Genomic DNA, 13,713 nt, shown 5'->3' with positions numbered 1-13,713 from the left:
GCGGTTAGAACTGGGTCGAGGTCGAGAAGCGGAAGGTCTCGGTCTTGTCGTAGTCTTCCTTGCCAAGAATATGGCTGAGGTCGAAACGAATCGGCCCCATCGGCGACTTCCAGTGGACGCTGATACCGGCCGAGGCCCGGAACGCCAGGTCGTCGACGATGCGCGTCGACGGATTGCCGAGAGCATCGGTCGTGTAGCGCGAGTCCAGCAGGCCGAGGGTGCCGACGTCGGCGAACAGGGACGTCTTGATCCCGTATTGCTCGGGCAGATAGTTCGGCACCGTCATTTCGATCGTGCCGATCAGATAGAAATTACCGCCCAGGGCGTCGCGGGTGTTCAGGTCGCGCGGACCCATGCCGGCCGTCTCGAAACCGCGGAAGCTGTTGCCGCCCTTGAAGAAGCGGTCGTTGATGCGGATCGCATCACCGGCCCAACCGGCGACATAGCCGCTTGAGGCCGAGGTCGAGACAACCCATTCCGGGCTGATGCCGTAATAGGCCGAGACGTCGACTTCGGTCTTCACATAGTTCACGTCGCCACCGATGCCGGCGAAGTCCTGACGGAGCGAGCCCGCCCAGCCGCGCGTCGGGCGGACCGGGTCATTGGTCCGGTTGACCTGCAGCGTGTAGCCGGCCGACGAGTTGATATAGGAGCCGACCTGGTCGCAGAGCGCCGACGAACCCGTGCCGTTACAGAAGCCGGTGGGCACGATGATCTCATCCGCCTTGATGAAATAGCGGGTGCTCAGCAGGGTGAAGGCGTTCAGCGGATAGGACAGGCGCAGGCCCGCCCCGGTCGACCGGTAGTCGTAGGACGAATATTTGCTGAGGTCGTAGCGCGAGTGGAAGGCGTCGAAGCCCGCGCGCAGATCCCGGCCCAGGAAGCGCGGCTCGGTGAAGCGGAAATCGATCTGCTGGCGCAGCGAGCCCCATTCGACCCGGGCCACGACATTCTGGCCGCGACCGCGGAAATTGCGCTCGGTGATGCCCAGGTTGACGACGAAGGAGTCGACCGAGCTGAAGCCGGCACCGACCGAAAGCTCGCCCGTGGGCTGCTCCTCGACAGTGACATTGACGACCGACCGGTCAGCCGAGGCCCCACGCACTTCCTCGACCTTCACATCCTTGAAGAAGCCGAGACCGCGCAGATTGTTGCGCGAGCGCTCCAGCAAGGCACGGTTGAAGGCGTCGCCTTCGGTCAGGGCCAGTTCGCGACGAATGACGCGATCGACCGTGCGGGTATTGCCGACGATGTTGATCCGCTCGACATAGACCCGCTGCCCCTCGGTGACATTGAAGGTCACGTCCACCAGCCCGGTCTCCGGGTTGGCCGTATAGGTCGGGTTGATCTCGACAAAGGCGTAGCCGGCCGAACCGGCGGCGAAGGTCAGGGCGTCGACGGCCCCTTCGATCTTGTCGCTCTCGTACAGGTCACCCGAGCGGATGGGCAGGAGCTGCTTGAGGAAATCACCGTTCAAACGGTTGTTTTCCGTAACAACCTTGATCTCACCGAAATTGTATTTGCGGCCCTCGTCGAGCGTCACGGTCACACCGAACGCCGTGTCGTCCGGCGTCAGTTCGGCGACCGAGGAGACGACGCGGAAGTCGTAATAGCCCCGGTTGGTATAGAATTTCCGCAGCTGCTCGCGGTCATAATCAAGCCGGTTCGGGTCGTAGTTGTCGTTGGAGGTGAAGAAATTCCACCAGACCGACTGCTTGGTCACCATGACCTCGCGCAGATCATCGTCCGAGAAGGCCGTGTTGCCGAGGAAGGTGATGGCGCGGATGCCGGTTTGCGGCCCTTCATCGATCTCAAACACCACATCGACGCGGTTTTGCTCGAGTTGAACCAGTTTGGGCGTGACCGTGGCCGAGATCCGGCCGGACAGGCGGTAGAGCTCGACGATCTTGCCGACGTCCTCCTGGATCCGGGCGCGGGTGTAGATGCCGCGCGGCTGGATCGTGACTTCTTCACGCAGCTTGCTCTCGACGATCGCGCTGTTTCCCTCGAACACCACCTGGTTGATGATCGGGTTCTCGACGATCTCGACGACCAGATCACCATTCAGCGCCACGCCGATCTGCACGTCGGCGAACAGGCCGGTGCGGTTCAGCGTGCGGACGGCGACGTCCAGCAGCACGGGGCTGACCGTGTCGCCGGGCTGGATCGGCAGATAGGACAGGATCGTCGCCTGATCGATGCGCTGGTTGCCCCGCACCACGATGCGGTTGATGACCACGGCCTCTTCCTGGCGCGGAACCGGGGGCGCGGACGGCGCTGCGACCGGATCCACAGCAGGCGCGGGGGCGGTCTGGGCCATGGCCGGCGCAGCCAGCCCGGCCGCAACGGCGAGAGCCAGCAGGCTGGGGACCAGTGAGGCCGGCCTCAGGGCACGGACACCGGGACGGAGAGCAGCGGACGCATCATTTTGGATCATACGGGAAACCATCGGGGGCTGGCGTCGGCTCATGAGGCGAGCCCGCCGAGGAATTTGAACAGGCTCAGCTTTTGCAGGTCGTTCCAGGTTGCGAACAACATCAAACCTACGAGCAAAGCAAGGCCGACGCGATAGCCGACCTCCTGAACCCTGGCGGGGACTGGCCTGCGGGCAACAGCTTCGTAGCCGTAAAACAGCAGGTGGCCCCCGTCGAGAACAGGAATCGGCAAGAGATTTAGAAAGCCAATTCCAATCGAAACTATGGCAGCGAACTGGACCAGCATCAGGGCGACATTGGCGACCTGCAATCCGACGTCCGTCGTCGCGGCTGCCGCCTGTTTGGTCACACCGCTGGCAGCCTTGGCAATACCGAGCGGACCACTCAGCAGATCCCCGGACTCCTTGCCGGTGGCGATACGCCCCAGATAGGTCAGGGTCGTGCCCAGGATGTCGCCGGTCTGTTTGACCGCCTGCCCAAGGGCTTCATGCGGCGGATAGCGGATATAGACGACCTCGCCGGGACGCGGGTCCCAGCCGACGCCGAGATAGCCGACCCGCACGGGGCCGGAAATGGGGTCCTGACGCAGGGTGCGCACCGGCGTCGCGGTCAGGCTGACCCGGCGACCGTCACGCAGCACGACGAATTCGATCGGTGTGCCGGCCCGCAGAGCCACGACCTGGCCGACATCCCGATAATCGGCGATGGTCCGGCCGTCGGCCTCGATGACCCGGTCCTCGACCTGGAAGCCGGCCTGGGCCGCGGCCGTGCCGGGCTGGACCTCGGCGATCCGCGCCGGAACCACACTGACGCCGAGCCCGGCGAACAGCAGGGTGAAGATGGTGATCGCCAGCACGAAATTCGCCACCGGCCCCGCCACGACGATCAGGGCCCGCTGCCAGATCGGCTTGAAATAGAAATAGTCCCGCTCGGCCCCGGGCCCGTGTTCGGCGACGATTTCCTGACGCAGGGCTTCGATTCCGGCCTGATCGGGCACCGAGGAACTGTCGAGGTCCCCGGAGAATTTCACATAGCCACCCAGCGGCAGCCAGGCCAGCCGCCACTCAATGCCGTGCCGGTCCGTCCGGCTCAGCAAGGTGCGACCGAAACCGATCGAGAACCGGTCGACCTTCACCTTGAAGGCACGCGCCACGAGGAAATGACCCAGTTCATGGATGGTGACGACAACCGTCAGCACCAGCAGGAACGGGACCACATAGACGAAGACCTGGCCGAGCAGGTTCAGCATTACGATCGTCTCTCCCGTTGCCGCAACAGCCGCCCGATGGTCAGGCCGCCCTGGCGAGTCTGCCGATGATGGACTCCGCCATCCGCCGCGCCTCGGCATCCACGGCCAGGGCCGCGTCGCAGGCGTCGTCGGAACCGGAACTCACCCCCGAATTCGTCACGCGCCCCATGGTGTCGGCGATGACTGCGGCAATATTGAGAAAGGCCAGACGCCGGTCAAGGAAAGCCATCGCCGCGACCTCATTGGCGGCATTGAAGATCGTCGGGGCTCCGCCCCCGGCCTGCAGCGCCTGCCGGGCCAGTCCGAGGGCCGGAAAACGGGTTTCGTCCGGGGCCTCAAAGGTCAGCCGGCCCAGCGCCGCCAGGTCCAGTCGCGGAGCCGGCCAGGCCAGCCGGTCCGGCCAGGCCAGGGCAAAGGCGATCGGCGTCTTCATTTCCGGCGGCCCCATCTGGGCCAGGGTCGAGCCGTCGATGAACTCGACGAGGCTGTGAATGATCGATTCCGGGTGGACGACCACATCGATCCGTTCAGACGGCATGTCGAACAGATAGGCCGCCTCGATGGTCTCCAGCCCCTTGTTGGCCATGGTGGCGCTGTCGACCGAGATCTTGGCCCCCATGCTCCAGTTGGGATGGGCCACGGCCCGTTCGGGTGTGATCGTGGCCATCTCGGCCCGGGACAGGGTCCGGAACGGCCCGCCGGAAGCGGTCAGCACCAGCCGCGCCACCCGTTCGGGGGCCTCGGCCGGAAACACCTGGAAGATGGCCGAATGTTCGGAATCGACGGGAATCAGCCGCCCGCCCGAGCGCTGGACCCGCTCGATCAGGGCCGGTCCGCAGCAGACCAGGCTTTCCTTGTTGGCCAGGGCCAGGGTCGCGCCCGTGCCGGCGGCTGCCCAGGCCGACCGCAAACCGGCCGCTCCGACGATCGCGGCCATGACCCAGTCCACCGGACGGGTCGCGGCCTCGACGATGGCGGCCTCTCCGGCCGCTGTGGCGATGCCGGTCCCGGCCAGGGCGGCGTTCAGGGCCTCCAGCTGGGCCGGCCAGGCGGTCACCACCAGCGCCGGCCGCCAGCGGCGGGCCTGTTCCGCCAGTCGGGCGATATTGGCCCCGCCGGTCAGGACCTCGACCTCAAAAGCCCCGGTCCCGGCGGTCTCGGCCGCATCCATCAGGGCCAGGGTCGAGCACCCGACCGACCCGGTCGAGCCGAGGATACTGACGCGCCGCCGGATCATGCGCCCCGCTCCAGCAGGATGACGACCAGACGGCCGCAGGCCACCACCACCACGGCGAACATCAGGCCGTCGACGCGATCCAGCAGCCCGCCGTGGCCAGGGATAAGCGTGCCCGCGTCCTTGACCCCGAAGCGTCGCTTCAGGGCCGATTCCCACAGGTCGCCGGCCATGGTCGCCAGGGCTGCGGCCAGACCCAGCACCCCACCCCACAGCGGCGTCAGGGCCCCCATGTCGAGCCAGGCCGCCATGATCACCCCGGCCGTGGCACCCGCCACCAGCCCTCCGGCAAAGCCGGACCAGGTCTTGTTCGGCGAAAAGCGCGGCCACAGCTTGGGGCCACCGACCAGACTGCCGACGAAATAGGCCATGATGTCGGACGACCAGGCCACGGCGAAGACCAGCACGGTCCAGTGCAGGCCCACGGTCGAATCCAGATCCCGCAGCCAGATGAGCAGGACGATCGGCCAGCCGAGGTAGAGGACGCCATAGGCGGCATCCAGAGCCTCCTCGCCGCGGCTGCGGGCGAACATGGCCGCCGCGAACGAGCCGAACACCAGCATCAGCAGGGCCAGGGACAGCTGGCCGGCATAGGCGGTCACCGCCGCCGCCACGAGGCCGAAGGCCACGGCCCCGGCCATGACCCGCCAGGTCCGTGCGGCGCTCATCGCCGCCCATTCCACCGCCAGAAGCCCCGACGCCAGCAGCATCAGCCCCAGGAACCAGATACCCCCGGCCCAGGTCGCCAGCACCGCGGCCGGACCCAGGACGAAGGCCGAGGCGGCGCGAACGCCGATATCACCGGCCTTGACCGGCATCAGCCTGCCGCGAGAGCCGCGACGCCCTCGATCCCGCCGTAGCGCCGGTCCCGCTGACGGTATTGTTCGACCACGTCGGCCAGGGCCTGGGGGCCGTAGTCCGGCCACAGCACCTGCTGGTAGACCAGTTCGGCATAGGCGGCCTCCCACAGCAGGAAGTTCGACAGCCGGCGCTCGCCCGAGGTGCGCACGATCACATCGACGGGTGCCGCCCCGGCCGTCGACAGGCCAGTCTCCAGCAGGTCTTCGGTCAGCGGACCGGTGGCCTCGCCGGCGAGAACCTGATCCAGATGGCGCTGCGCCGCATCGACGATGTCGGCCCGGCCGCCATAGTTGAACGCCACCTGCAGCAGAAACCGGCTGTTGTGCGCCGTGGTCCGCTCGGCCCGTTCAATGATCGCGGCGATGTCGTCGGGTAGGCCGGTCCGCCGACCCAGCACCCGCAGGCGGACGCCGGCCTTTTCCAGCCGCTTCAGGTCACTGCTCACATAGGTCCGCACCAGCCCCATCAGGTCCGAGACCTCCTCGGCCGGGCGGTTCCAGTTCTCGGTCGAAAAGCCGAACACCGTCAGACACTCGATACCGAAGTCCGGTGCCGCCTCGATGGTCCGCTTCAGGGCCTTGACCCCCTCGCGATGGCCCATGGCGCGGGGCAGACCCCGGGCCTGGGCCCAGCGGCCATTGCCGTCCATGATCAGGGCGACATGCTTCGGCCCGGCCGGGACGGACCCGTCGGCAACACGCGGCATGGTCGTCGCTTCGACCGTCATGGCGGATGAGGGTTCCAATCTGATGTGCGCCGTCAGACCTGCATGATCTCAACTTCCTTGGCCTTCAAGGCCTCATCGATGCGCTTGATGACGGCATCGGTGTCCTTCTGGACCTCGGTCTCCATCCGCTTCTGGTCGTCCTGGCTGATCTCGCTGGCCTTCTCGGCCTTCTTCAGATCGTCATTGGCGTCGCGGCGCACGTTGCGCACCGAGATCTTCTGCTGTTCGGCATATTTGCCGGCCAGCTTGGCCAGTTCCTTGCGGCGTTCCTCGGTCAGCGGCGGCACCGGGATGCGCAGGGTCTGACCATCGACGATCGGGTTCAGGCCCAGGCCTGCAGCGCGAATGGCCTTCTCGACCGGGCCGACCATGGTCTTGTCCCAGACATTGACCGAAATCATCCGCGGCTCGGGCACGCTGATGGCGGCGACCGAGTTCAGCGGCGAGGTCGAGCCGTAGGCCTGGACCTGGACCGGGTCCAGCAGGCCGACATTGGCCCGGCCGGTCCGCAGACCGGCGAACTCTTCCTTCAGGGCCACGACAGCCTTGTCCATACGGTCGCGGTAGGTCTTCAGATCGGGTTGGGCCATCGGAGTTTCCCTAGGAGGTCAGACAGATGTCAGGCGGTCTTTTCACCTGACGTGATAACAGTGAACGTACCCTGACCGGTCAGGGTCTTGCGCAGCGAACCCGGCTCGCGGATCGAGAAGACCACGATCGGGATGCCGGAGTCGCGCATCAGGGCGATCGCCGAGGCATCCATCACCTTCAGGTCCTTCGACAGGACGTCATGATAGGTCAGGGTGTCATAGCGGGTCGCGTTCGGATCCTTCTTCGGATCGGCCGTGTAGACGCCGTCGACACTGGTACCCTTCAACAGGGCGTCGCAGCCCATTTCGGCCGCGCGCAGGGCCGCACCGGAATCGGTGGTGAAAAAGGGCGCGCCGACACCGGCGGCGAAGATCACCACCCGTCCCTTTTCGAGATGGCGCAGGGCGCGGCGGCGCACATAGGGCTCGGCCACGGCATTCATGGTAAGGGCGCTCTGCACCCGGGTCTGGACGCCGATCTTCTCGAGCGCGGCCTGCATGGCCAGGGCGTTCATCACCGTCGCCAGCATGCCCATATAGTCGGCCGTGGCCCGTTCCATGTCGCCGGCGGCCTTGGACAGGCCGCGGAAGATGTTGCCGCCACCGATGACCAGACAGATCTCGACGCCCTCGCGCGCCACCTGGGCGACGGCCAGGGCCACCCGGTCGACGGTCTGCATATCGATGCCATAGGCCTGATCGCCCATCAGCACCTCACCGGACACCTTCACCAGCACGCGCTTGTAGAGAAACTCTGGCGGGGCGTCGGGCATGGGTCGGATCCGTGTGCAGGCGGGAATCGGGCAGGTCATCATAGACGAAGGGCGCGTCGGGCTTCAAAGCCCAACGCGCCCTCATAGGCAACCGCCACCGTAAGGTGGCGGCTTATATCAGGCGTTGCCGCCGGTCATCGAGGCGACTTCAGCGGCGAAGTCCGGTCCTTCGACCTTCTCCACGCCTTCTCCCAGGGCCAGGCGGACGAAGCCGGCCAGGTGCAGGCCGGGCGCGCCCAGTTCCTTGCCGGCTTCCGTGACCAGCTGCTCGATGGTCACGTCCGGGTTCATCACGAACGGCTGCTTGGTCAGCACCACGTCCTTCTGGAATTTGTTGATCTGGCCTTCGACGATCTTGGCGATCATCGCTTCCGGCTTGCCTTCTTCCTTGGCCTTTTCGGTCAGGACGGTGCGTTCCTTCTCGATGGCGGCCGGGTCGAGGTCGTCGGTGTTCAGCGACAGCGGTGCCGTGGCGGCGACGTGCATGGCGATCTTGCGACCCAGTTCACGCAGCTTGTCCTTGTCGCCGGCACCGTGCAGCGCGACCAGCACGCCGATACGGCCCAGACCCGGGGCGACGGCATTGTGGACGTAGGAGGCGACGACGCCCTCGTCGACCGACAGGCGGGCAGCGCGGCGCAGCTGCATGTTCTCACCGATGGTGGCGATCATGCTGGTCACTTCGTCCTGGACCGACTTGCCGGCTTCCAGTTCGGCACCGTGCAGGGCTTCAACCGTGTGATGTTCCAGACCCAGCTGGGCAAAGGCCTTGGCGGCGTTCTGGAACAGCTCGTTGCGGGCGACGAAATCGGTCTCCGAGTTGAACTCGATGGCGGCACCGATCTCGCCCTTGCCGTCTTCGCGCGAGGCGACGGCCACAAGGCCCTCGGCGGCGACGCGGTCGGCCTTCTTGGCGGCCTTGGACAGGCCCTTGGCGCGCAGCCAGTCGATCGAGGCGCTGATGTCGCCGTCGTTCTCGAGCAGGGCTTTTTTGCAATCCATCATGCCGACGCCGGACTTGGCGCGAAGTTCCATGACGAGGGCGGCGGTGATCTCGGCCATTGTGGGCTCCTGAGTATTTGTATGCGGGAACGGCCGGACCCGTTGAGGTCCGGCCGCATGGTCTTGTGCCGGCGGTGGAAAGCGGCGGCGGCTTAGGCCGTCGCGTCCTCGGCCTTGGCGGGCTCTTCGGTCGCCTCGACAGCGGCGGGAGCTTCGGCGGCAGCCGGAGCTTCAGCAGCGGCCGGGGCTTCGGCGGCGGCGATCATTTCAGCGGCGACAGCCTCGGTACCGGCCGGGGCGACGTCAGCGGCGACCGGGGCGGCAGCCTCGGCCAGCATCGGCTCGACCGGCGCTTCCGATGCGCCCAGATCCACGCCCGACTGCGAGGCACCGGCGGCCAGGCCGTCGAGGACGGCGTCGGCGATCAGGTCGCAATAGGTCTGGATGGCGCGGGCGGCGTCATCGTTGCCCGGGATCGGATAGGTGATGCCGTCCGGGTCCGAATTGGTGTCGAGGATGGCGATGATCGGGATGTTCAGCTTGCGGGCCTCAAGGATGGCGATCGCCTCCTTGTTGGTGTCGATCACGAACATGATGTCCGGCACGGATCCCATGTCCTTGATGCCGCCGAGGCTCAGCTCGAGCTTGTCGCGCTCGCGCTCGAGGTTCAGCAGTTCTTTCTTGACCCGGCCGTCGCCGCCGGATTCCAGCAGGGTGTCCAGCTCGCGCAGGCGGGCGATGGAGCCCGACACGGTGCGCCAGTTGGTCAGCGTGCCGCCGAGCCAACGGTTGTTCATATAGTACTGGGCGCAGCGGGTAGCGGCCTCGGCGACCGGACCGGCGGCCTGGCGCTTGGTGCCGACGAACAGGACGCGACCGCCCTTGGCCGCGACTTCACGCACGGCGACCAGCGCCTGGTGCATCAGCGGCATCGACTGCGACAGGTCGATGATGTGGATGTTCGAGCGCGATCCGAAGATGTAGCGCTCCATCTTCGGGTTCCACCGGTGCGTCTGGTGGCCGAAGTGCGCGCCGGCTTCGAGCAGGGTACGCATGGAGAATTCAGGCAGAGCCATGATCTGGTAAGTCCTTTTTCCGATCAACCTTGCGCAGGCGGTGAAAGAGCCACCCGGAATTGGGGGGCTCCTCGGAACGGCAGGGGCCGGGATGTCTCCCCGAACCTCACCACGCCTGCGTGAGAAGTGGGGCGGCTTCTAGTCGGGATCAGCCGAAAAGGCAAGGACCGTGCCCCGTCGCCCCCGGTCGATCAGGCGTCTTCCAGCATCAACACGCCGGGGGCCGATTTCAACGCCCCGCGCAGGGCTCCGTCCAGCCGGTAGCGGCCGGGCAGTTTCACCTCGACCTCGCGCCGCCCCTCCAGCGAGGCGACGAGCGAGATTTCGCCGCCCTTGCCCGGTGAACTGGCCCGGTCCAGCCGGGCCTTCAAGGCCGCCGGGTCGGTGCCGCGCGACGAGACATGAATGCGCAGGCCGATGGTGTTGTCATCCAGCAGCGTGTCCAGCCGCGAAGCGTCATCCCCGAAGAACCGCACCTCGCCGTCGGCGCTCTTGGCCCGAACCCGCACCAGCACCGAACTGCCGACCTCCAGCACCTCGCGACATTTGCGCAGCTGTTCCGGCGGGAACAGACATTCGAACTCCCCGGTCGGGTCCGAGAAGGTGACGAAGGCGAATTTCTCGCCCGAGCGCTGGCTGGCCCGCTCCTGACGACGACGCACCACCCCGGCCATCATGAAGGCCTCATGGCCACTTTCGGCCAGTTGCACCGCCTCGGCCACGAAGGTGACCCGCTTGCGCTTCAGCGCCGGGGTCATATCCTCCAGCGGGTGGCCGGACAGGTAGAAGCCGACCGCCGCCAGTTCCTGGTCCAGCTTCTCGGGCCCGACCCAGGGCTCGCGGATCTTCAGCCGCGGCCGCCCGGCCCCGACCTGGTCGCCGCCGAACAGATTGACCTGGGACGAGGCCCGCTCGGCCGCCACGCTCTGGCAGTAGGCCATCAGCACATCGGCCTGGTCGAACAGCTGGCCACGGTTGGGATGGATGCTGTCAAAGGCCCCGGCCTTGGCCAGACCCTCCAGCGCCCGCTTGTTGACCGCCCGCGGATCGACCCGCTCGAGGAAGTCGAAGATGTCGGTGAACCGGCCGCCGGTCTCGCGCACCTCGACCACATGCTTCATCGCCTCGAGGCCGACGTTGCGGATGGCCCCCAGCGCATAGAGAACCGACCCGGCCCCCTCTTCATAGGCCACGTCGAAATCGGCCGAAGAGCGGTTTACGTCCGGAGCCAGGACCGGCACCTCGAATTTGCGCGCGTCCTGGTAGAAGACCGCCAGCTTGTCGGTGTTCGACAGGTCCAGGCTCATCGAGGCGGCGAAGAACTCGACCGGGTGGTTGGCCTTCAGCCAGCCGGTTTGGTAGCTGATCATCGCATAGGCGGCGGCGTGCGACTTGTTGAAGCCGTAGCCGGCGAATTTGGCCACCAGTTCGAAGATGAAGTCGGCCTGGGCCTCGTCGACCCCCTTCTCGGCCGCCCCCTTGAGGAAGCGGGCCTTCTGGAAGTCCATCTCCTCCTTCTTCTTCTTGCCCATGGCCCGACGCAGCAGGTCGGCCTCGCCGAGGCTGTAGCCGGCCAGGATCTGGGCGATCTGCATCACCTGTTCCTGGTAGATGATGACCCCGTAGGTCTCCTGCAGGATGCCCGCCAGCGACGGGTGCAGGGTGTCGACCTCGGCCCGGCCGAATTTGCGGTCGATATAGACGTCGATATTCTCCATCGGCCCGGGCCGGTAGAGGGAGATCAGGGCGGTGATCTCCTCGATCGCGCCACAGCGCATCTTGCGCAGCGTGTCGCGCATACCCTGGGATTCCAGCTGGAACACCCCGACCGTCTGACCCGAGGCCATCAGCTCATAGGTGCGCTCGTCGTCCAGCGGCAGCAGGTTGAAGTCGCGGTCGGCCCCGCGCCGATTCAGATAGCCCGAGGCCCGGTCCAGCACCGTCAGCGTCTTCAGGCCCAGGAAGTCAAACTTCACCAGACCGGCCGGTTCGACCCATTTCATGTTGAACTGGGTCGCCGGAATGTCCGAGCGCGGGTCCTGATACAGCGGCGTCAGCTCGACCAGCGGCCGGTCGCCGATGACGATGCCGGCGGCGTGGGTCGAGGCGTTGCGGTACAGCCCCTCCAGCTCCAGCGCCGTCTCCAGCAGGGTCGCCACCGCCTTGTCGTCGTCCCGCGCCTCGCGCAGGCGCGGCTCCAGCGCGATGGCCTGGGCCAGGGTCACCGGATTGGCCGGATTGGCCGGGATCATCTTGGCCAGACGATCGACCTGGCCCAGCGGCATCTGCAGCACCCGGCCGACATCGCGCAGCACAGCCCGCGCCTGCAGGGTACCGAAGGTGATGATCTGGGCCACCCGGTCGCGGCCATAGCGCTGCTGCACGTATTCGATGACCTCTTCCCGCCGCTCCTGGCAGAAGTCGATGTCGAAGTCGGGCATGGAGACCCGCTCGGGATTCAGGAAGCGCTCGAACAGCAGGCCGAAGCGCAGCGGATCCAGATCGGTGATGGTCAGCACCCAGGCGACCAGCGACCCGGCCCCGGAGCCCCGCCCCGGCCCGACCGGAATCCCGTGCGACTTGGCCCATTTGATGAAGTCGGACACGATCAGGAAATAGCCGGGGAAGCCCATCTGCTGGATGATGGACACCTCCCACTCCAGCCGGGTCCAGTAGTCCTCTTCCGGGAAGGCCGGGGTCACCGTCTTCAGTCGCGCCTTCAGCCCCTCACGGGCCTGATACGCCAGCTCATCGGCCTCGCTGCGGCCGTCGCCGGTGTCGAAACTGGGCAGGATCGGGGCCCGGGTCTGGACCATGAAGGCACAGCGGCGGGCGATATCGATGGTGTTGTCGCAGGCCTCGGGCAGGTCGGCGAACAGGGTGCGCATGTCCGGCGCGCCCTTGAACCAGTGCTGCCCCGTCACGCGCCGCCGGTCCTCCTGGCCGGTGAAGGCCCCGTCGGCGATACACATCAGGGCGTCATGCGACTTGGCCTGTTCGGCCCGGGCGTAATGGACGTCGTTGGTGGCGACCAGCGGCACCTCGGCCCGGTAAGCCCAGTCGACCAGACCGCGCTCGGCCGCCCCCTCGGTGGGCAGGCCGTGGCGCTGCAGTTCGACATAGAAGCGGTCGCCGAAGGCCGCCTGCATCTCGGCCAGGGCGGCCTCGGCCTCGGGCCCCTTGCCCTGGACGAACAGCGGATTGACCGGTCCGTCCGGCCCGCCTGACAGCAGGATCAGGCCTTCGGCCTTCTCCGCCACCATCGCCCATGGCACGCCCGGCTCGGGCAGTTCGGCCGACTCGAGAAACGCCGCCGAGGACAGGGCGCACAGGTTCAGCCAGCCCTGTTCGTTCTGACAGATCAGCACCACGGTCGGGGTCTTGGCCCAGCGGTCGCTGATCTTGCCACCGATACCCAGCACCGGCAGGGCGCAGGCGATCAGCGGCTGGACCCCGGCGTCGCGCGCCGCCTGGCTGAACTCCAGCGCCCCGAACAGATTGGCCCGGTCGGCCACGGCCACCGCGGGCATGCCGTGGTCGGCGGCCATCGTTCCGACCTTGTTGGCCTTGATCGCACCTTCCAGCAGCGAATAGGCCGACCGCACCCGCAGATGAACGAAGCCGTCAGCCCGCATCGGCCCCTCGACGGCGGCATCGCCATCGACAGCGGTGGCATCGGCGCGGTCAGGACTCATCACTTCGGCCAATTCAAACTCCACTCGTCCCGCCCGGCAGGCCCCTGCCCCGGGCCTGGCCCGGCAGCCGA

The 13,713-nt window shown here is 66.7% G+C and carries 10 protein-coding genes; all 10 read right to left on the bottom strand.

Annotated elements, in window-relative coordinates:
• Positions 1 to 4 precede the first annotated feature (4 nt).
• The 10 genes from bamA to dnaE all read right to left on the bottom strand — a co-directional run bounded on the left by bamA (position 5) and on the right by dnaE (position 13,582).
• Positions 5 to 2,437 carry an outer membrane protein assembly factor BamA gene (bamA, locus tag PSV00_RS04470; RefSeq protein WP_300445286.1) on the bottom strand — a complete coding sequence of 811 codons (2,433 nt, stop codon included), beginning with the start codon at positions 2,435 to 2,437 and terminating at the stop codon, positions 5 to 7.
• A gap of 29 nt (positions 2,438 to 2,466) precedes the next feature.
• Positions 2,467 to 3,684 (bottom strand): RIP metalloprotease, encoded by a 1,218-nt coding sequence (locus PSV00_RS04465; protein ID WP_300445284.1) that lies wholly within the window; start codon positions 3,682 to 3,684, stop codon positions 2,467 to 2,469.
• Positions 3,685 to 3,724: 40 nt separating this feature from the next.
• Positions 3,725 to 4,921 (bottom strand): 1-deoxy-D-xylulose-5-phosphate reductoisomerase, encoded by a 1,197-nt coding sequence (dxr, locus tag PSV00_RS04460; protein ID WP_300445283.1) that lies wholly within the window; start codon positions 4,919 to 4,921, stop codon positions 3,725 to 3,727.
• Entirely contained in the window at positions 4,918 to 5,736 is an 819-nt protein-coding gene (locus PSV00_RS04455) for a phosphatidate cytidylyltransferase (protein WP_300445282.1), read from the bottom strand. Before PSV00_RS04455 ends, dxr begins: the two co-directional genes overlap by 4 nt.
• Positions 5,736 to 6,485 carry a polyprenyl diphosphate synthase gene (uppS, locus tag PSV00_RS04450; protein WP_300445280.1) on the bottom strand — a complete coding sequence of 250 codons (750 nt, stop codon included), beginning with the start codon at positions 6,483 to 6,485 and terminating at the stop codon, positions 5,736 to 5,738. Before uppS ends, PSV00_RS04455 begins: the two co-directional genes overlap by 1 nt.
• A gap of 53 nt (positions 6,486 to 6,538) precedes the next feature.
• Positions 6,539 to 7,096 (bottom strand): ribosome recycling factor, encoded by a 558-nt coding sequence (gene frr, locus PSV00_RS04445; RefSeq protein WP_300445279.1) that lies wholly within the window; start codon positions 7,094 to 7,096, stop codon positions 6,539 to 6,541.
• A 29-nt stretch (positions 7,097 to 7,125) separates the two neighbouring features.
• Entirely contained in the window at positions 7,126 to 7,869 is a 744-nt protein-coding gene (pyrH, locus tag PSV00_RS04440) for a UMP kinase (protein ID WP_300445277.1), read from the bottom strand.
• Between the two features lie 117 nt (positions 7,870 to 7,986).
• Positions 7,987 to 8,931: a translation elongation factor Ts gene (gene tsf, locus PSV00_RS04435; protein ID WP_300445275.1), complete on the bottom strand. Its 945-nt coding sequence runs from the start codon at positions 8,929 to 8,931 to the stop codon at positions 7,987 to 7,989.
• A gap of 92 nt (positions 8,932 to 9,023) precedes the next feature.
• Complete coding sequence (gene rpsB, locus PSV00_RS04430) at positions 9,024 to 9,947, bottom strand: 30S ribosomal protein S2 (RefSeq protein ID WP_300445274.1); 924 nt, start codon at positions 9,945 to 9,947, stop codon at positions 9,024 to 9,026.
• 191 nt (positions 9,948 to 10,138) lie between these two features.
• Positions 10,139 to 13,582, bottom strand: coding sequence for a DNA polymerase III subunit alpha (gene dnaE, locus PSV00_RS04425; RefSeq protein ID WP_300445514.1), 3,444 nt, complete (start codon positions 13,580 to 13,582; stop codon positions 10,139 to 10,141).
• Positions 13,583 to 13,713: the final 131 nt, after the last annotated feature.

Origin of the sequence: Brevundimonas sp. (assembly GCF_029945885.1) — a bacterium.
In the GTDB taxonomy this organism is placed as follows: Bacteria; Pseudomonadota; Alphaproteobacteria; order Caulobacterales; family Caulobacteraceae; genus Brevundimonas.
Note: the sequence above shows the minus strand (reverse complement) of the source record. Positions and strands in the feature narration are given on the sequence as shown.

Coding starts and splice junctions, on each gene's coding strand:
- bamA (WP_300445286.1), bottom strand. CDS start 2,437: ATGATCCAAAATGATGCGTCCGCTGCTCTCCGTCCCGGTGTCCGTGCC.
- PSV00_RS04465 (WP_300445284.1), bottom strand. CDS start 3,684: ATGCTGAACCTGCTCGGCCAGGTCTTCGTCTATGTGGTCCCGTTCCTG.
- dxr (WP_300445283.1), bottom strand. CDS start 4,921: ATGATCCGGCGGCGCGTCAGTATCCTCGGCTCGACCGGGTCGGTCGGG.
- PSV00_RS04455 (WP_300445282.1), bottom strand. CDS start 5,736: ATGCCGGTCAAGGCCGGTGATATCGGCGTTCGCGCCGCCTCGGCCTTC.
- uppS (WP_300445280.1), bottom strand. CDS start 6,485: ATGCCGCGTGTTGCCGACGGGTCCGTCCCGGCCGGGCCGAAGCATGTC.
- frr (WP_300445279.1), bottom strand. CDS start 7,096: ATGGCCCAACCCGATCTGAAGACCTACCGCGACCGTATGGACAAGGCT.
- pyrH (WP_300445277.1), bottom strand. CDS start 7,869: ATGCCCGACGCCCCGCCAGAGTTTCTCTACAAGCGCGTGCTGGTGAAG.
- tsf (WP_300445275.1), bottom strand. CDS start 8,931: ATGGCCGAGATCACCGCCGCCCTCGTCATGGAACTTCGCGCCAAGTCC.
- rpsB (WP_300445274.1), bottom strand. CDS start 9,947: ATGGCTCTGCCTGAATTCTCCATGCGTACCCTGCTCGAAGCCGGCGCG.
- dnaE (WP_300445514.1), bottom strand. CDS start 13,582: ATGCGGGCTGACGGCTTCGTTCATCTGCGGGTGCGGTCGGCCTATTCG.